We start from the raw sequence: 20,397 nt of genomic DNA on the forward strand, positions 1-20,397 counted from the left end.
ATGTGAATATGATGGTGTATGCGGTAGAGATAATCCTGGTCCTGATCCTAGGGATCCTAAGTATAAAAATTCTTTTTTAGAAAGGAAATAAAAATTTTAAAATTTATTTAAATATGAATTGGGTATACTTTTTATTTTTATTTAATATTATTTTTATTTCTGCTCAGGAGGGGATAGAAAACATTTTAAAATCTCAATTAGAAGATGGAAATAGTGTTCCATTAGGAGACGAATATGAATCTCATGAATATTCTGAAAAAGATTTAGATGCTACCATTCCTATAATTGAAAATATTTTAAAAACACAAGGCTATAAAACTCTAACATCATCAGAATTCAAAGAAAAAATTAAATCAAAATTCAACAGGATAATAGATGAAAAATCTGAAAAAAGATATTTATATGTAGATTTATATGATAAATGTAGTAGAGATATAATTTATACCAGAAATCCTATCTATAATGGTTTTTTTATAATAAAGAATAAAAATTTTATAACAAGTTTATATGCAATCCCAGAATTAATAGATTATCAAAAAGAATATCCTGAAATAGCTAAAGTAGAAAATAAAATATTAATAAAGACTGATTCTTATTGGACAGATAATTTAGAAGTTCCTCATTGGAGAGATACTAAGAATTTATCGTCACAAAGGAGGTTTATAAAAAAATTATTAATTGCAAGGAATAAATATTTATTTAATGAAGATCAAAATCAATTTGCTTGGTTAATTACTAACGATGCACAATTTATGCGTAGTTTAGTAACTACCTTTGGCTATACCGAGGATAAAAAACTTTATAAATGGTTTTTTGATAATACTCCGTTTGATGAGAAGAATCTGGATGAATTTGGTGAGTTAATTTGGACTAAATATTGTAATAATTCTATTTCAATTCATAATAATTTTTTTAATGTTATTGATAATCTTCTTTCTGTTGATAAGGAAAAATATCTTAATTATTTATTAAAATACTTACAATATGTTTTGGATTATGATGTGAAAAATCCTAATGCTTTGATTAAGCAGATAAGTCTTGCTCAAAAATGTGAATTGATTGGTAGAATAATTAGTTTCGGGGAAAAATTTAGGTATGCGGAAAATATTAATATTGAAGATCCTTATAAATTCATGGGATGGACTTTTATGATGGATTATAAAGAGCTCTATAAAAAAGAGTTTGAAAGAAATAATTATTATAATTTACCTGAATTTAAGGAAAGATATAAAATGGCTGAGGATTATTGGGTTAGTGAGGTTCTTCCTTTTAATGAATAGTTGCTCTATTGATTTACATTTTTTGAGTGATTTGGGGGGAAAGTAGTCATAAAAAAGATTGTTATTGTAATAAGCCTTTAACAATCGATTTTTTTAAGGATATGCTTTTTCAATTATGGTCTTCTGAAATTAAAAATTTCTCTATTGAGGATGTTGAAAATAATCTTTGGGCGAGACAAGCTGGATTGGATGATAAATCTCTGGCTAGATCTGTAAATGAATTTAACTTGGCTTTTACCAAATATGGTATTAATTCTTGTATGCAAAAAATTGTTTTTTGGCTGAAACTATTGTTAAAACTGTTTTCTTTACTACCGCTAGGAATTATTGAGTAATAATGCTTCTAGTAATGATCGATTTAAAGGTAGAGGCATTCTCCAGTTAACTTGATCTGCATATCTAAATACTCTATAATAAAATCTCTAAATTTAAATTAAACTAAAAAAAATGGATATAATATTAATAATGAAAATAATCACTTTATAGCAATTTATATTTTTTTAAGATTCATTCCTCAAAAATATTACTAACATTAAATTTAAATAATTACTCTTTTTTAATTTGATTCATTAAAAATAACTTTTATTTTATTATTATTAAGCCTTTTATTTATCCAACTCTCTATCTTTTCTTGATCAATAATAGAAAATTTCTGATTAGATGAAATCATTAATATACTTGATTTAAGTTCTTGGATTGAATCATCTTTAGAATATATGTTAGCATTTGTATACATGCAATTTTCTATTTGTGGATAAATTGGAGATAATTCAGAAAGTAGTTGTTTACCTATTAATGGCAGAGATTTAATACTATCAACTTTTTGTTTATATTTAGATATTTCTAAATTTAACCGTGCAATTTGTTGCATCAATCTTTCTTCTTCTGATTGTGCATTAGTAGCTTCTTTATCTAAATTTTGATCTATTGCTAAACCTTGTTCAATAACAATTTTAGCATCCGCTAATGAATAGGCTATAGCTTTATTAATAATAGCTTTCTTATCCGCCTCACTTAATAAAGATCCTCCATAAACTAAGTTTATTTCTCTTTTGTTTGGATTTATCTTTTTATTCAGTAAATAATTACCTTTATAGATCTCAATATTACGGGTATATTTATCCGCATTCGATCTAAATTTTTCATTTTGAGACATTTGATAACCTAAATAAATACTTGGCAAAATAATAATCAGAAGGATTAGCGACAATCCATGGTGAATTCTTTTCTTTCTTTTCTCACTTATCTGGCTATCTCTAATTGGAAATTTTAACATTTGAGAAATTAATACTGAGGCATAAGCAATACAAACCGTATTAATAGTAAATAAATACATGGCGCCGTAAAAAAAAGAAAATTGAAATGTTGCCAATCCATATCCAGCAGTACATAACGGAGGCATTAAAGCAGTTGCAATAGCTACCCCTGGTATAACATTCCCTTTCTGCTTACTGCTGATGGCGATAATGCCAGCAAAACCACCAAAAAGAGCAATCAATACATCATAAATAGTAGGATTCGTTCTTGCCAACAATTCAGAATGAGCTGTATGAACGGGTGTAATTGCAAAGTAAATGGTGGATGCAACAATACTTGCCAACACAGCAAAACAGAAGTTCTTTATAGATTGATTAAGAAGTTTAAAGTCGTGAATGGCTATGCTATATCCCATACCATTAATAGGTCCCATCAAAGGTGAGATTAACATAGCTCCTATAATTACAGCCGTTGAGTTGGTATTTAAACCTACTGAGGCAATTAAAATAGCACAAACCAATATCCAAAGGTTAGTACCCTTAAAGGATATTCCTTGCACAATAGAGTCGTGAATTTCATCAAAATCTTCCGTCTGCTTTTTTAAACTTATATAAATGATAGCTTTACGTAATAAATGATACATATTTAATATAATTTTATATTCAAATTTAATTATAATAAATATATTATTCTTAAATTATATTATTTTATTATTTTTCAGAACTCACCTATTATTATCTATTATCAGAAATAAATTTCTTTATATCTCTGTTAGCTCCATATACAACTAATATATCATCCTTCTCTAAAATAGTTTCTGGCTTTGGTATTCCTTGCACTTCAGATACTATTTTTGTTTTTCCGATAATACTTTTTCTTTCTATATTCTTTACTACAGTTAAAACCAAAATATTGAATTCTCTACGAAATCCTATTTCTTCAATAGATTTCCCTATAAAAATTTCAGGAACTAAAACTTCTACAATACTATAATTTTCATTTAATTCAAAAGAATCCACCATCCCTCTAAGGGTCAGTTTTTTTGCCCATCTTTCAGCTGTTTCTTCCTCCGGCCGTACAATTTCATGAACACCAATGGCTTGTAATACGTTTTCATGCAAAGGATTTAATGACCTACCAATTAAACGCTTCACATTTAAATTTTTAAATAGTGCAGTGACCATTATATTTGCGCCTTGATCTTCTCCTATACAAACAATGACAACATCCGTATTTTTTAGGGGTAAGGTTTCCACTGCTGCTGCATCTGTAACATTTAAACACACCACATGTGTAATTTTATCCTTTAACTCGTTTACCCTCTGCATTTTCATATCTACACCAATGACCTCATTGCCTTGTGAAACTAGTTTTTCCGCAAGAGAAGAACCAAAAACCCCCAAACCTACAATTATATATTTCATCTGATTTTTTTTATTTAATTAATCAATACGTCTTCCGATGGATAAGTATAATCGCATTTTTTTACTTGTTTAAAAAATGCAATAAGAAGGGTTAGTGCTGTAACTCTTCCTATAAACATAAGTACAATTAATACTATTTTGCTCCCCATGCTAAGTGAAGATGTAATCCCTAATGTTAAACCCACTGTGCTATAAGCTGAAACAGATTCAAAAATGATTTCATACAATTGCAAATCCTTATCAAAATAAGAAATGACTAACGAACCTATTCCCAAAAAAATTAAAGAAAGTGAAATAACAGCAAAGGCTCTTCTTATGGAAAGATCGTTAATTTCACGACCGTAAACCTCAATTTTTTTTTGTCCTTTTCCTAAACTTAGAAAATTTAGAACTGCAATGGCAAACGTGCTCGTTTTAATTCCTCCCCCTGTAGATGCTGGTGATGCACCTATCCACATAAGAATAATTATTACTATTATAGAAGAAAGATGCAATTGACTAAAATCAATAGTATTGAAACCTGCCGTTCTAGGAGTGGTAGCTGTGAACAAAGCAGTAATAAATTTCCCTATTCCCTTATGAGAAGCTAATATGTTACAATATTCATTCACATATATGAATGTAGTACCTAAAATAACTAAAAACAAAGTGGTTAGTATATTAATTTTACTCCCTAGCTTCATTACTCTAGGTTTGTACACATCTTTTCGTTTACTAAATGCAAGGAAGAAATTTTTTATAATTACATGGCTTAAATACTTCAATACATTGATAACAATTGGAAAACCTAATCCACCTAAAATAAATAGAAAAATTAAACTCAATTGAAATAAATAGTTATGAACGTACCCATTTTCCATAATTCCATAAGGTAGTGTAGAAAACCCAGCATTACAAAAGGCTGATATAGAATGAAATACTGAAAAATAAATTCGTTGTGAAAATGAAGGAATTAAGTTAGGATCTAAGCTAGCAAAAATAAAAATAGCTCCTACCATTTCAATACCCAATGTAATGATTAATATTCTTTTTAAAGTTTTGAAAATTTCATCGATTTTTTCAATGTTTGAAATGGTCCCCATAGCTAATTGATCTTCGTACGAGGCTCCTCCTTTAAAAAAATAACTAAAATAACTAGCAAAGGTTAAGATTCCTAATCCACCTGCTTGAATTAGACTAATAATAACAATTTGCCCAAATAAAGTAAAGTCTTTCCCTGTATCTAATACCACTAAGCCGGTTACACAAACAGCACTAGTTGTAGTAAATAATGCATTTATAATACTAATTCCTCTGGTAGTAGCAAAAGGAAGCATAAGTAAAATTGTGCCGATAAGAATTAATCCTAAAAAACTAAAAATAAATAAACGAGCTGGATTTAATCCAATATATTTAATTTCGGTTAACATGGTTTACTATTCGTAGAGCGACTAAGTACTATATACCCTAGAATGCCTCCAATAATAGAAGCTACAAAAATCCCAATCTTTGCTTGGACAACATATTCTGGATTGGTAAAGGCTAAAGAGGTTATAAATAAAGACATGGTAAATCCTATGGAAGCTAGAAGACCGATCCCCAATAAATTTTTAATATTCATTCCCTCGGGAAAAGGAGCTACTTTTAATTTTACTAATAAAAGAGTAAATCCTACCACCCCTAGTACCTTTCCTAAAAGTAAACCTAAAGCAACCCCAAGAGCTACGTGCGTACTAAAAAGCTCATCTATATTAATGTCTAAGGAAACCCCTGCATTGGCTAATGCGAATATAGGTATAATTATAAAAGTTACGAAAGGATGCATGGCATGCTCAAGTATTTGTAGAGGAGGAATTGCCTTATTGGTATCTATTTTTATTTTTTCTAAGATATGTAACTGATCATTGGTTAAAGTCGGTATTTTACTGTTAGGATCTTTAGACTTAAATTTATCTAAATATTTCCTAATTCGTTCAAAAAAAAGATTCTCTTTTATTTTAACATCTGCAGGAATCATAAAAGCAGCAATTACAGATGCAATGGTTGCATGTACCCCGGAAAGTAGGAAGGACGTCCATACGCCTAATATACCTAAAACGGCATAGAATAAAATACTTCTTACGCCCATTCTGTTTCCTAAATACATTAACAATACAAAAACAAAACCGATGGCTAAGTTATAATAGGAAATATCTGAAGTATAAAAAAAAGCAATTACCAGTACAGCTCCTAAATCATCCACAATAGCTAAAGCAGTAAGAAATATTTTGATCGTTAATGGAATTCTACTTCCTAGTAAGAATAATACGCCTAAGGCAAAAGCAATATCTGTCGCCATAGGAATTCCCCAACCGTGATGAACTTCTCCAGAATTATTAAATGCAATATAAATAAGTGCGGGAACCACCATACCTCCAATGGCTGCTGCAATTGGCAATAATGCTTTTCGCGGATTAGACAACTCTCCTCCTACAATTTCTCTTTTAAGTTCTAATCCTACTACAAAGAAAAATATTGCCATTAATCCATCATTGATCCAGTGATGGATACTATACTCAAAAAAAGAATTTCCGTTAAATACAAACCCAAATTTACGCTCTAAAAAGTGAAAGTATTCGTTAGACCATGGACCATTGGCTAAAAACATGGCTATAACCACACTTAAACCTAAAACTATTCCTCCAGATTTTTCTTCTAAAATAAATCTTTGAATAGGTTTTAAAACAATATCAATAGGTACTTTTTTTTCTTCTGGCATAAAATGTAAATTTTAGGGTTAATCAATGGCTTAATTCAATAAAGATTTTAATGTTGATCCTTATTGAATTTCAAAAATAAATATATTTTTCTATATAGATAAATTATGCTATTAACAAAGTTACAATTTGAGATAAAAAACAGATTTAAACATAAGAGAATGTTGTTATATTCATTCAATTACAATATTAACAATATCAAAATCCGAATCAAAGGCTACATTATATATTTTTAAATTAGGAAAGCAACCTTAATGGATATTAGATTTCAAAAAATTAGAGGTTTCTACCTATAGGGAGGTTTATATATTCATCACTATTTCTTAATCCGTTCTTTCAATTCTTTGATCTCATCTCTAATTTTAGCAGCAGTTAAAAAATCCAATTCTTTTGCGGCCTTTTCCATCTCCTTCTGCTTTTTACTGATGAGTTTATTTACATCCGTTTTAGAATAGTTTGCAGATTCTTCCGCAACTTTAAGCACCTCTGAATTTTCAGCATAAGTTTTTATCACCGGAGTTTCCATATTACCAATGGTTATACTGGTAATCTTTTTCTTTAATGGCTGTGGAGTTATATTATGTTCTATATTGTATTGATTCTGAATCTCTCTCCGCCTAGCAGTTTCTTCAATCGTTTTATTCATGCTATCTGTCATTTTATCCGCATACATAATCACCTTACCATGAATATTACGTGCCGCTCTCCCAGCCGTTTGGGTTAAAGAACGATGAGACCTAAGAAAACCCTCTTTATCCGCATCAAGAATGGCAACTAAAGAAACTTCCGGTAAATCTAGACCCTCTCTAAGCAAATTCACACCCACTAAAACATCAAATTTCCCAATTCTTAAATCTTGCATTATTTCAACCCTCTCAAGAGTATCAATATCTGAATGAATAAAGCGCGTGCGAATCCCAAACTTATTTAAATATTTGGTGAGTTCTTCTGCCATTCGCTTGGTTAGGGTTGTAACTAAAACTCTTTCATCCTCCTCTACCCTCTTTTGTATTTCAGCCATTAAATCGTCAATCTGATTTAATGAAGGTTTTACTTCTATAACTGGATCTAGTAATCCGGTAGGTCTTATAATTTGTTCTACATAAACACCTTCAGACTTTTGCAGTTCATAATCGGCAGGTGTTGCACTTACATAAACCACTTGATTTTGCATCCCTTCAAATTCTTCAAATTTTAAAGGTCGATTGTCCAAGGCAGCCGGCAATCTAAAGCCATATTCAACCAAGGTTTCTTTTCTACTTCTATCTCCACCATACATAGCATGTACTTGGGGGAGTGTTACATGGCTTTCATCTATAACCATTAAATAATCTTGGGGAAAATAATCCAGCAAACAAAAGGGCCTTGAACCAGGCATACGCCCATCTAAATAACGGGAATAGTTTTCAATCCCCGAGCAATAGCCCAATTCTTTAATCATTTCCAAATCAAACTCGGTACGCTCCTTTAATCTGTGAGCCTCTAAATGTTTCCCAATTTCGTTGTAATAATCTACCTGCTTTCCTAAATCAATCTGAATATTTCTTATAGCTCCGTTTAAAGTTTCTGGGGAAGTAACAAATAAATTGGCCGGATAAATATGAATGCTTTCTACTGAATCTATAACATTGTTAGAAGCATAATCCACATTTTCAATCCTTTCAATTTCATGACCAAAAAATTGTATCCGTATCCCGGTATCGGAATAAGCCGGGAATACATCAACTACATCACCTTTAACTCTAAAATTACCACGGGCAAAATTTATTTCAGATCTGGAATAAAGAGCATTAACCAAGAGTTTTAAAACTTGAGTTTTGGTAATCTTTTTACCCACCTGTAAAGAAAGCATATTATTTTTAAACTCTTGAGGGTTTCCTATACCATATAAACAGGAGACTGACGAAACTACCAATACATCTCTCCGACCCGATAGTAAGGCAGAGGTTGCACTTAATCGCAACTTCTCTAAATTTTCATTGATGGATAAATCTTTTTCAATGTATGTATTGGTGGTAGGCATGAATGCCTCCGGTTGATAATAATCGTAATAAGAAACAAAATATTCTACCGCATTGTCTGGAAAAAATTCTTTAAACTCCATATAAAGCTGTGCAGCTAAAGTCTTATTATGAGCCAATATAATTGTAGGGCGTTGGATTTTCTCCACTACATTGGCAATGGTAAATGTTTTACCAGAACCGGTTACTCCCAACAGTGTTTGGTATTTCTCCTGATTAAAAATCCCTTGAGCAAGGGTTTGTATAGCTTTGGGTTGATCTCCTGTTGGCTGGAAGGATGAATTAACTTTAAATTTCATTCGTGAATATAGATGTATAGAATATTAGCCTATACAATTTTAATGCTAGGTTTTCTTTTTGATAAAACTCATAATTTTAAGAAATTTGATATAAGAAAACTAAAAAAATTAACCTCTTCTTGCCAACTCATCCCTAAGTTTTGCAGCGGTTTCATAATCTTCACTTTCCAAAGATTTTTCCATTAATTCCTTAATTTCCAAATCTGACAAATGATGAAATGAATCTTCCTCCTCATAATTTTCTAACTGGTTATCGATGTCATCAATGACATTTCCGTAATTAACCTCATCACTGGACTGCTGCTTCATTTCCATATATACACCAGCCTTGTCCATAATTTCTTTATTGGTATATATAGGAGCATTAAATCTTACGGCTAGGGCTATGGCATCAGAAGTTCTAGAATCTATTTCCTTTTCTTCATCTGTTTCAGAATTTTGGAATAATATATTGGAATAGAAAACCCCATCTACCAATTTGTAAATAAATACAGCCTTTACGGTTATGTAGAAACTTCTGGCAAATGTTGCAAATAGATCGTGAGTAATCGGACGTGGAGGATCAATATTGGTTTCTAAAGCCAATGCTATGGATTGAGCTTCAAAACTTCCTATAATGATAGGGATTTTCCTCTTACCAAAATCTTCTTCCAAAATCAAAGCATAAGCTCCGGTTTGTGTTTGGCTGTAAGAAATCCCTCTAATGTTTAATCGTATTAATTCCATAAAATAATCCAATGCTTTCCTATAAATTTCTAGCTTGCAATTTACAAATTATTTTTATAAAGCATTTTCAACTTTTCACCCATTCATTCTTTCAATTTTAAGGAATATGAAACATTTAACCTTAAAAAGCAGTTACATTGATAATACTTATAAAAAATTTTATTCAATAATTGAATTATTTGAAAAAATTTTAATTTATTAAAATAAATATTTACTAATTTATTTTATTTACATATATTTATATCGATTTTTATATAATTATAAATTGTTTTAAATTATGAGTAAATCTAAACCTAACCCAGATAAAAATTCCGCTTTAAATTTATCTGATGCTTCCCGAGAAATTTCTAAGACTAAAAAAGTAAATCTGCTTGATGAATTTGATTCAAATGAAGTACCTCCTATAAAAAATATTATCCCTGGAGATATTTACTCCCTGCCTAACGGACTACTTACCGAAGAGCAATATGCGCAGTACAAAGGTTTGAATTCTTTAATTGCTACCTATGGTGGAGATCCGGAAAAAAATTTAGCGAATTCTCATATTGTCTTTAGTAAAATATTCATCGGCGGTGAAAGAGTTTTGGCAGACAGCCATTTTGAAGTTAAAATTGAACAAAAAGTGGCTGAACATGATACTTTTATAATTCGTTGTTTTTCCGATGCTATAGAAGATCCCAAGGCTTATCCTTTAGAAAAAGCCCGAAATTTCTTAGGAAAAAGAGCCACCATACAATTCATGCAGTTTGGTTCTGCGACTTTGGTTTATACCGGTATTATTACAGACATTGCTAACGTTCGTGAGAATGGAGAATCTCAATTAGTATTCACCGGTAAATCTCCCACTATTTTATTGGAAAACGGTTTAGATTGTCAAAGTTTTGAAAATCTGGATTTAAAAGAGATAGTCACCAAGGCTACCACCGAGTACCCTACGGATTTAGTTCAGTTAGATCTTCAACCCTTACTCACTGACAGACTTCTTTATACCGTACAATATCGAGAATCAGATTGGAATTTCATAAAACGGTTAGCTACTCGCTACGGAGAATGGCTCTACTATAACGGTCAACAGATTGTTTTAGGACCTTACAGAGGTAAAACTTGGGAACTGGTGGAAGAACAAGACGTTTACGATTGCACACTTAGAATGAAACTTATGCCACAAAAGTTTAGTTATACCGCTTACGATGCTAAACAAGCCGAAACCTATACCATAAACTCACAATCGGTACGACTCAGTAGGCGTTTAGTAAACCCATTTCAACAACATGCAATGGATGCTTCTGAGGGAATTTATTCCAAAGTTGCCTCTTCTTTGTACAACCATAGTTTGTTAGAAGGTGGACCAAGTGAATTGGAACGAGCCGTAAAGAAACAAAAACAAAGAAGACAGAATGTCTTTTATATGGAAGCTAAGACCAACAATCCTAACTTGAAGGTAGGTGACAATGTAAAGCTGAAAGCATGGATGCCGGGACATAGCATTTTTAAAAATGGAGAAGTTCCATTAGAAACTTATCGGATTATAGAAATTAAGCATTACCAAGACATAACAGAAGGATATTACAACCATATCGTTGCCATACCTAAGGACAACGAAGTTCCACCCTATATGGATGAAGATGCCTTTCCGGCTTGTGAAGAGCAATCTGCCATAGTTACCGATAACAATGACCCACAGGGCATGAGTAGAATACGGGTACAATTTCCTTGGCAGAGAGCCTTCAACGGACAAACTCCTTGGATCCGTTCCATCACCCCTTATGCAGGAGAAGGCAAAGGGATGCATGTGATACCGGAGATTGGTGAAGAAGTCATTGTTAGTTTTGAGAACGGCAACGCCGAAAAGCCGGTCAGCTTAGGAGCCATGTTTAACGGCAAAGGAAAATCCGGACACGGAGGGGCCGGGAATTATATCAAAGGTTTGCAAACTCCCACTGGAAATAAGATTCAGTTTAATGATAAGGAAGGGAGTGCCTTGCTAACGGATAACGGAGGTGCAAGCATGAAATTTGATGGTGCGGGAAATGCAACTACGATTGCCAATCTTATTCATTCAGTGAATGCAGGGTCTAATGCGAATACTTCCGTAGGAGATGATGCCAGTACTTTAAAAATGGATGCTTCCGGAAATATTACGCTGAAAGGGAATACCAATATCACACTAAAAGTAGGTGGAAATACGATAGTTATTGACGGAAGCGGAATTACCATGACTTCCAATAGTGGGAATATTCAAACAATATCTAATACTGGTTCAATTACAGCATTGGCTGCCAATAGTATTATGATGTCTTCCAATAAAACTATAATACAAGGAAATCGAGCCGCATTAAAAGGAAACCAAATTTTATTAGAAGGAGCTAGTAGCATTAAATGCGTTTCACCAGATACAGATATTTTTTAATTTATAATATTTATATTATGCCAAATCCGTTAGAATACATCGTAAGTAAGGCTCTAATCTATTGTACTGAAGGCACTGCTATTGATCAATTTCAACCCACAAGTAATACTCATTATAGAATTGATGGAATAGTTGGAGTAGAAAATGACTTAAAACTAGGGGTTAATTTACCTAGTGATTTTGCATTTTGCGAAGCTAAAGGAAGAAAAAAATGTGTTCCAGATATTTCTGGAAAATGGCAGGATACTTATGGTCCTCTTAAAGGAGAACATAAAGATACCCTTGTATTTAGATGTAGTCTTAAATGTAATAATGGGGGAATAATTAAATTTTCGACTTCAGGACAAAAAGGGGGAGGAAAACTTGATAAATGGGATAAACTCCCCTCTATTCCTAAAATGTCAGATTTTAATAAAAGTTCAGTTGTAGTTCCAAAAAATAATGAAGAAGAAAGTATGAAAAATTATGAAGACTTAATAAAACAACAGAGGAATTCTGAACGAAGTACAGGTGAAATTAGTTCTTTTTATGAAGAAAAAATTGCTGGTTCTATTGATAATTTTAATTCTTTTTTAGCTTCTGGAGATCAAGCTAAAATAAATAGATTAGAGTTTATAGAAGGATTTATACCTTTTTATGGTCTGATTGATGCATTTATGAAATCCAACAACAATTTTATGCAAGGGAATGGAGAGGATGGCTTAATTAATATGGCTAGTGCAATTCCTATAAGTAAGTTAGTAGGAAAAGTATCCAAGTTATCAAAATTAGATGAACTTGGAGAATTGATGGATAATCTTGGAGATGTTTATGATTTTGGATACGGTAAAGGACTTGATGCTATTCAAACTTATACTGATAATTTGAACATTGAAAACTCTGAGAATAATGAATTATTAAAACTTATAAATGATAAAACTTTAGATGCAAGTGTTTTAAAAAGTGATCCTAGTTTTTTTATTAGAAACGATTATGGCTCTAAAGGGGCATGTAAAGTTATGGCTAAGTATCTTGGTGCTCAGTCGGATGCTATGAAAGGAAAGAAAGTATTGGCTTGTTTTCCTGCAGGAACATTAATATCTACAGAAAAAGGACATAAAGTTATTCAAAATATAACCCCCGGAGATTTAGTTTGGGCAAAAAATGAGCTTAACAATGAAGTTTCTCTAAAGAAAGTATTGAAAACTTTCATAAGAGAAACCAATAAACTAATTGTACTAATATTAGAAGATGATAAAATAAAAACAACAGAAGAGCATCCTTTTTATACAAAAAAGGGTTGGAAAGAGGCGAATGAATTAAGTACAGAAGATTATTTATTAGCTCAGGATAATCAATGGCATCGTATAAAGAATAAACAATTTTTATATAGTTATGAAAAGGTATATAACTTTGAAGTAGAAGAATTTCATACCTATTTTGTAGGAATAGAAAAAGTTTTAGTTCATAATGCATGCGAAAAACCAGTGGAAGGTCCTTTACCTCAAAAATAAACTTAAATATGGAAAAGAATATAGAAAAAGAAAATTTAAATAAAATCTATTTTTATATGAGAGAAGGTTATGACGATTATGAATTTTACAATTTTAAAGGAGCTATCTCCAATTTTGAAAAGGCTATAAAATTAATACCTGAACCTAAAAATTCGCATGAATTTTCCAAGAGATTATTTACTTGTCTAGCAATGTCTCTTTTACCTTCAAAAGAATATGATAAAGCTATAGAAAATTATAAGTTGGCTTTAAATTGTGTTGAAGATAGAAAAGATCCTCAACTTCAATTTATGATTGGGAAATATCTTTATGAAAGTAATAAAAAAGATGATGCATTTTTTTATTTTTATAAAAGTTATGAATTAGCAGAAGAAAAATATTTTAAAAATCATGATAACAAATATTTACTTTTTTTTCTTAAATGTAAAAATAAAAATAACTTAAAAGAAGAACATATAAATAAAACTATCAATTACAAAGGCAAGACCTATACCCAAGAAGAATGGGAAGAATTTGAGAAAAAACAATTTAAGGATTATGCTCAAAAACATAATATTCCTTTAGATGATGGAAAACCTAAAAAATCCTTTGGATTCTTTTTGGATGAGAAAGATTGTAAATACTAACCTTTATTCTTTAATTAAGAGAGTTAGATTTATTAATGTAAAATACAAAAGCTTGTTAATAAACAAGCTTTTGTTATCCTACTCTGTAACGGTATTTATATTTTAATTATCTTCTTTACGGTTGTTTTTCCTTCTTGTTTTATTTTTATAAAGTATACTCCGGGTGCTAAGCTTTGGATATTCATCGTTGTGATTCCTTCTTGTTTATGTAATAATCGTCCGTTCGTATCTATGATTTCAATAGTTATTTTCTTCCCTTCTTTGGTGCCTTTTATATGGATATAGCTAGTGGCTGGATTGGGGGTAATGGTTACTTCTTGTTCATAGTTTTCTGGTTGATTTTCTAGAATATTTATTTTTTTTATTTCTATGGTTTGTTCTGTTTTTTGTTCTGTTCCGTCTGAATAGGTAGCAAATAGAGTGATGGTGTAGATTCCTTCTTTTTCTAGGGTTAGATTGAGTTCTGGGTCTGTGTAGGTTCTTTTTTCTGTGCCTATTTTTACTTCCCAGTAGTATGTTTCGGGTTGTTCTTGGAATTTGGGCGTGAAATGTAGGGGCTCGTGGGGTTCTGTTTTGGTTTTTGGGGCTTCTATGCTTTGGTTTTTATTGGTTTGTTGTTGGTTTTCTTGCTTTTTAAGTCTTAGTACGGCCATGTATTCTTCTCCGTCTAGGGTTTTAGTTCCGCCTATTAGTATTTTACTATCTGGCTGTACTTGTACAATTTGGGCATCTAGAGATGGATCTATGGTATAGATGCCTTGGTTGGCGAAATTGCTGTCTAGTTTGCCTTCTGGGGTTAATTGTAGGAGTTGATTTTCTCCTTGGGTGGTTTTAGCGTGTATTAGAACTTTGTCGTCAGGCAATATTTGGTAGGTAAATGTACTGATTTCTAATATCGAATTTAAGTCTACTTTTCCGTTGGTTCCATAGCTTAGATCTAGGTCTCCATCGGGTAAATATCTTTCTAGATAGGTTCCATCTTTAAGTATTATTTTTTTATCAGATTGTAATTTTATAGGTCTCGGTTTTAGGGGGGTAAAGGTATAGTCATAGGATCCGTCGGAGTTAAAACGCCTAATGCTTTTCTGAGTTTGCATTGGGTTTGGAGGTCCAACCATAATAAAATTCCCTTCTACTAATAATTGATCGCCTTGCAATGCTATACTTTGGATTTGATTAGCATCTGAGGAATATGTTAAAAAATCTTTATCAAAGGTAAAGGTATTATCTAAGGTTCCGTCCGGGTTATTTCTATATATATTCTGTTCTGCTGGTGCTCCTACCCCGTTAGAACTATATTTATTTCTCATAAATATATATTTTCCATCCGGTTGAATTGCTAATACATCCGAATGATTGCTACCTCTATCCATCGAAGAAGTACGATGTAATAGTATTCCATTATTAGTATAACTATTGATATCCTTTCCAACAGTTTTGATACTTCCATCCATAGAATTAATCTTTAAATAACCATTGAAATAATAATCAGCTCCTCCTGTGCCCGATACTGAATACTCATTCTTTATAGGATTAAATTCTGAATCAAAACTACCATTTTCTAACAACCTCCATATGGTTGATGAGCCTAGCAATAATTTATTATCTGGTTGAACTCCCATAGTGAAGATGCTTTGTTTTTCAGAAGGTATAGAATAAATCATTTTTCCGCCTTTACCAAAAGTTAAAATAGGGTTTCCTCTTTGATCAAATTTATACAGTGTTATTCCATAATTTTCTTCACCTGAAAAGCTGTACAATAGATAAGAACCTATGGTTAGTAAACTACCGTCTTTTAGTTCTAAAGTTCCTATGGCATTACTAGCAAAACCTGTTTTAGAATCTGTTATATAAAAAGCGCCATTATTTCCAAAATTAGCATCAAAAGTCCCATCAGGCTTTATTAATGCTAATGCTCCTTGATCATAATAAAATTTTTTAGGGGCTTGACTACTGTTACAATATGCTGTTACTACATAATTGTTTTCTGAAAGTTCTAAAATATTTTTATATACCAAAGTAGAAGACCCTATCGTTGGAGGATAAGAAGGATTAGTAAATCCGGAGTGAAGTACATTTTCATTAAGTTTATTTTTGCCGTCGTAAGAAATTTTACTAAAAATCATACTCGGTTCATAATTACTGTCATTACTCTGTACCTCTGTTAGAGCTAGAATAGTTCTATTATGGCCCATTTGTATTTTATGTAGACGTGCAGTTAATGGATAGACAATTGAACCATTTAAATATTTTATAATATAGCTACCATCTTTATTCTCCCCAAAAGTCGTTTCTAATATTCCCTCTGATGAATATTTTAATATATAAGCAATATGATTTTCTGATAATCCTTGCTTAGGAAAAACATTTGTTCCAAATATTAATCTCCCGTCAGATTCAACTATTATATCAACAACTAATCTTATATCATTATTTGAACTTACTATTCCCTCAACTTTTTTTGGTAATGGAATATTAATTACTCCTTGATTTCCAAAAGTAGTATCTAAATTCCCATTAGAAGTTAATCTTATAACTTTTCCAGAGTACAATGCTAGCAACAATTGATCTCCTTGAATAGCCATTCCTAAGGAATTATTGCTAAAATCTATTGAATCATTATCCTCTAAATCTACTTCTAAAGTTCCTTGGTTTCCAAAAGACCTATCATAACTTCCGTCAGCCAAAAAACAATGAATGGTAAGAAGATTAGGATTTATACTCTTTTTTATTCCTATTATTTTATGATCTGCTCTTTCAAAAATTCGATCTAGTGGTACTCGTATTCTTCCTTTTTTTCCAAAACTGAAATCTTGCGTATAATCTTCATTTATTCGTATAACTCCTGTAGTTCCTGAAATAAGTATTTTCCCATTGTGTAGTTGAACATAATCGGTGGCAAACTGTTTATCTCCTTTTAGTTGATGTAGGGCCATGCCTTGGGTACCATAATTGGTATCTACCTCATATTGTTGTGCTTGGAGTAAGCTATACAAAAATATACAAACGAACAGAGTAAATTTTTTTTTCATAAGTTAATTTTAATTGAGTTACAAAGGTATTAAAAATCTATTTTAAGCTATTAAAATACATTAAAATACAAAAGCTTGTTTTTCAACAAGCTTTTGTATTTCTATTCTGTAACCGTATTTATATTTTAATTATCTTCTTTACGGTTGTTTTTCCTTCTTGTTTTATTTTTATAAAGTATACTCCGGGTGCTAAGCTTTGGATATTCATGGTTGTGATTCCTTCTTGTTTTTGAAGTATTCGTCCGTTCGTATCAATGATTTCTATGATTATTTTCTTCCCTTCTTTGGTGCCTTTTATATGGATATAGCTAGTGGCTGGATTGGGGGTAATGGTTACTTCTTGTTCATAGTTTTCTAGTTGATTTTCTAGAATATTTATTTTTTTTATTTCTATGGTTTGTTCTGTTTTTTGTTCTGTTCCGTCTGAATAGGTGGCAAATAGGGTGATGGTGTAGATTCCTTCTTTTTCTAGGGTTAGGTTGAGTTCTGGGTCTGTGTAGGTTCTTTTTTCTGTGCCTATTTTTACTTCCCAGTAGTATGTTTCGGGTTGTTCTTGGAATTTGGGCGTGAAATGTAGGGGCTCGTGGGGTTCTGCTTTAGTTTTTGGGGCTTCTATGCTTTGGTTTTTCTTGGTTTGTTGTTGGTTTTCTTGCTTTTTAAGTCTTAATACGGCCATGTATTCTTCTCCGTCTAGGGTTTTAGTTCCACCTATTAGTATTTTATCGTCTGACTGTACTTGTACAATTTGGGCATCTAGGGATGGATCTATGATATAGATGCCTTGGTTGGCGAAATTGATATCTAGTTTGCCTTCTGGAGTTAATTGTAGGAGTTGATTTTCTCCTTGGGTGGTTTTGGCGTGTATTAGCACTTTGTCGTCAGGCAATATTTGATAGGTAAATGTACTGATTTCTAATATCGAATTTAAGTCTACTTTTCCGTGGGTTCCATAGCTTAGATCTGGATCTCCATCCGGTAAATATCTTTCTAGTTGGGTCATACTTTTGGACAATATTTTATGGTCTGACTGTACTTTTATAGTACCACCTTTAAAGGGGATAAATGTTTGGTCAATAGATCCATTGGAGTTAAAACGTCTAATATAATCTGGAATTAGCATGCTATTAAGAGATCCATCTGAAAAAAATTTTCCTTCTACTAACAATTGATCGCCTTGCAATGCTATACTCTGGATTTGATTTTCGTCTTGTGCATTTATTAAAAAATCTTTGTCAAAGGTAAAGGTATTATCTAAGGTCCCGTCCGGGTTATTTCTATATATATTCTGTTCTGCTACTAACAACCCTACCGCGCTAGGAAAATATTTTTTTCTTATAAATATATATTTTCCATCCGGTTGAATTGCTAATACATCCGAATGATTGCTACCTCTATCCATGGAAGGCGTGCTATTTAATAGTAATCCATTATTAGTATAACTATTGATATAAGTTCCAACAGTTTTAATACTTCCATCCATGGAATTAATTTTTAAAAAACCATTAGAATAAAAAATGTTTTGCCCTAGACTTAATGGTGAATACTCATTTTTTATAGGATTAAATCCTGAATCAAAGCTACCGTTTTCTAACAACCTCCATATGGTTGATGAGCCTAGCAATAATTTATTATCCGGTTGAACTCCCATAGTGAAGATGCTTTGCTTTTCAGAAGGTATAGGATAAATCATTTTTCCGCCTTTACCAAAAGTTAAAATAGGGTTTCCTCTTTGATCAAATTTATATAATGTTAATCCATATGTTTCCTCTCCATTGTATCCACCTATGGCAAGTATATTACCATCTTTAAGTTGTATGGTTCCAATAACATTACTTTCTGAAAGTGTTTCTTGAAAATTAGTTAAATTTATTTTACCCTGATTTCCAAAATCAGTATCTACTGTACCGTCTGATTTCAGAAGAGATAATGCGCCTTTGTACATAACTTGATTAGGAAAATTTAATTTTATCCCTCCCAAAGAACTTGCAGATATTAAAAATCCTCCACCTGAAAGCTCTAAAACACGATTATAGTTCATATAAACAGAGCCAATTTCTGGTTCTGTCAAACTACCGGTAGATCCATCTGTATTAGGATAAAAAATAGTATCTATATATTTTAATTTACCATCCGAAGAAGTTTTGGTAAAAATCATACTTGGAAAAGTTAAACCATCATCAAATTCATTTAACCCCAGTATTGAGCCGTCTTTACAAATTTGTATTTTTTGTAAATGAGCATTTATATTAGATCCTGGTACAACACTTACATATTTTATTACGGAAATGCCTTGACTACTCTCTCCAAAATTTGTATCTAATATTCCTTCTGAAGTATATTTTATGAGATAAGAAGCCGCTTGATTTAAATTATCATATCCAGATACTGTAGCTCCTATGATTATTTTCCCATCGGGTAAGACTAAAATATCTTCTATAGTTCGATAAACTATATCATAATCAGGTGTATATTTTACTTCTTGGGGTAATGGAATATTAATTGCTCCATTATTTCCAAAAGATTGGTCTATCTTCCCTTCGGAAGTAATCCTAACAACTTTCCCTCCGTTTAAGGCTAATATCAATTGATTCCCCTGCATGGAAGCTCCTATATAGTTAGCATCAATTTCTTTGGAAAAATTATAATCATTAGAAACGGATAAGATTCCTTGATTTCCAAAAGACGTATCATAACTTCCGTCAGCCAAAAAACAATGAATGGTTAGAAGATTGGGATTTGTACTCTTTTTTATTCCTATTATTTTATGATCTGCTCTTTCAAAAATTCGATCTAGTGGTACTCGTATTCTTCCATTTTTCCCAAAACTGAAATCTTGCGTATAATCTTCATTTATTCGTATAACTCCTGTAGTTCCTGATATAAGTATTTTTCCATTGTGTAATTGAACATAATCGGTGGCAAATTGTTTGTCTCCTTTTAGTTGGTGTAGGGCCATGCCTTGGGTACCATAATTGGTATCTACCTCATATTGTTGTGCTTGGAAGAAGCTAAACAAAAATATACATACGAACAGAGTAAATTTTTCTTTCATAAGTTAGTTTAAATTGAGTTGTAAAGATATTAATAATTTATA

The 20,397-nt window shown here is 31.7% G+C and carries 13 protein-coding genes; 5 read left to right on the forward strand and 8 right to left on the reverse strand.

Going from position 1 to position 20,397, the window contains the following annotated elements:
- The first annotated feature begins 113 nt into the window (after positions 1-113).
- Both ETU08_RS07705 and ETU08_RS07710 read left to right on the forward strand, forming a co-directional pair.
- On the forward strand, positions 114-1,280 hold the full coding sequence (locus tag ETU08_RS07705) for a hypothetical protein (protein WP_146262454.1): 1,167 nt from the start codon (positions 114-116) through the stop codon (positions 1,278-1,280).
- A 101-nt stretch (positions 1,281-1,381) separates the two neighbouring features.
- Positions 1,382-1,615 (forward strand): hypothetical protein, encoded by a 234-nt coding sequence (locus tag ETU08_RS07710; protein WP_146262455.1) that lies wholly within the window; start codon positions 1,382-1,384, stop codon positions 1,613-1,615.
- A 221-nt stretch (positions 1,616-1,836) separates the two neighbouring features.
- On the opposite strand, the gene ETU08_RS07715 is transcribed toward ETU08_RS07710, so the two are convergent.
- From ETU08_RS07715 to ETU08_RS07740, 6 genes are all read right to left on the reverse strand, one after another.
- Positions 1,837-3,180, reverse strand: a complete 1,344-nt coding sequence (locus ETU08_RS07715) for a TIGR00341 family protein (protein ID WP_146262456.1) — start codon at positions 3,178-3,180, stop codon at positions 1,837-1,839.
- Positions 3,181-3,271: 91 nt separating this feature from the next.
- On the reverse strand, positions 3,272-3,961 hold the full coding sequence (locus ETU08_RS07720; RefSeq protein ID WP_146262457.1) for a potassium channel family protein: 690 nt from the start codon (positions 3,959-3,961) through the stop codon (positions 3,272-3,274).
- Positions 3,962-3,975: 14 nt separating this feature from the next.
- On the reverse strand, positions 3,976-5,370 hold the full coding sequence (locus tag ETU08_RS07725; protein ID WP_146262458.1) for a TrkH family potassium uptake protein: 1,395 nt from the start codon (positions 5,368-5,370) through the stop codon (positions 3,976-3,978).
- A complete protein-coding gene (gene nhaA, locus ETU08_RS07730; RefSeq protein ID WP_146262459.1) occupies positions 5,364-6,698 on the reverse strand; it encodes a Na+/H+ antiporter NhaA in 1,335 nt (444 codons plus the stop codon). The genes ETU08_RS07725 and nhaA overlap by 7 nt, the downstream gene beginning before the upstream one ends.
- A 314-nt stretch (positions 6,699-7,012) precedes the next feature.
- Positions 7,013-9,016, reverse strand: a complete 2,004-nt coding sequence (uvrB, locus tag ETU08_RS07735; protein ID WP_146262460.1) for an excinuclease ABC subunit UvrB — start codon at positions 9,014-9,016, stop codon at positions 7,013-7,015.
- 108 nt (positions 9,017-9,124) lie between these two features.
- The gene (locus tag ETU08_RS07740; protein WP_146262461.1) at positions 9,125-9,742 is read right to left on the reverse strand and encodes a bifunctional nuclease family protein; all 618 of its coding nucleotides are present in this window, start codon (positions 9,740-9,742) and stop codon (positions 9,125-9,127) included.
- Between the two features lie 277 nt (positions 9,743-10,019).
- Between ETU08_RS07740 and ETU08_RS07745 the strand changes: the two genes are divergently transcribed.
- Genes ETU08_RS07745 through ETU08_RS07755 form a run of 3 tightly spaced genes read left to right on the forward strand, consistent with a single transcriptional unit; the run spans position 10,020 to position 14,271 of the window.
- A complete protein-coding gene (locus ETU08_RS07745) occupies positions 10,020-12,152 on the forward strand; it encodes a type VI secretion system Vgr family protein (RefSeq protein ID WP_146262462.1) in 2,133 nt (710 codons plus the stop codon).
- Between the two features lie 17 nt (positions 12,153-12,169).
- The gene (locus ETU08_RS07750) at positions 12,170-13,645 is read left to right on the forward strand and encodes a polymorphic toxin-type HINT domain-containing protein (protein ID WP_185145295.1); all 1,476 of its coding nucleotides are present in this window, start codon (positions 12,170-12,172) and stop codon (positions 13,643-13,645) included.
- Positions 13,646-13,653: 8 nt separating this feature from the next.
- Positions 13,654-14,271 carry a tetratricopeptide repeat protein gene (locus ETU08_RS07755; RefSeq protein WP_146262464.1) on the forward strand — a complete coding sequence of 206 codons (618 nt, stop codon included), beginning with the start codon at positions 13,654-13,656 and terminating at the stop codon, positions 14,269-14,271.
- A 95-nt stretch (positions 14,272-14,366) separates the two neighbouring features.
- Here ETU08_RS07755 and ETU08_RS07760 read toward each other — a convergent pair whose 3' ends face one another.
- On the reverse strand, positions 14,367-17,303 hold the full coding sequence (locus tag ETU08_RS07760) for a T9SS type A sorting domain-containing protein (RefSeq protein ID WP_146262465.1): 2,937 nt from the start codon (positions 17,301-17,303) through the stop codon (positions 14,367-14,369).
- Positions 17,304-17,421: 118 nt separating this feature from the next.
- Positions 17,422-20,355 (reverse strand): T9SS type A sorting domain-containing protein, encoded by a 2,934-nt coding sequence (locus tag ETU08_RS07765; protein WP_146262466.1) that lies wholly within the window; start codon positions 20,353-20,355, stop codon positions 17,422-17,424.
- Between the last annotated feature and the right edge of the window lie 42 nt (positions 20,356-20,397).

Origin of the sequence: Apibacter muscae (genome assembly GCF_007845635.1) — a bacterium.
GTDB classification, from domain to species: Bacteria; Bacteroidota; Bacteroidia; order Flavobacteriales; family Weeksellaceae; genus Apibacter; species Apibacter muscae.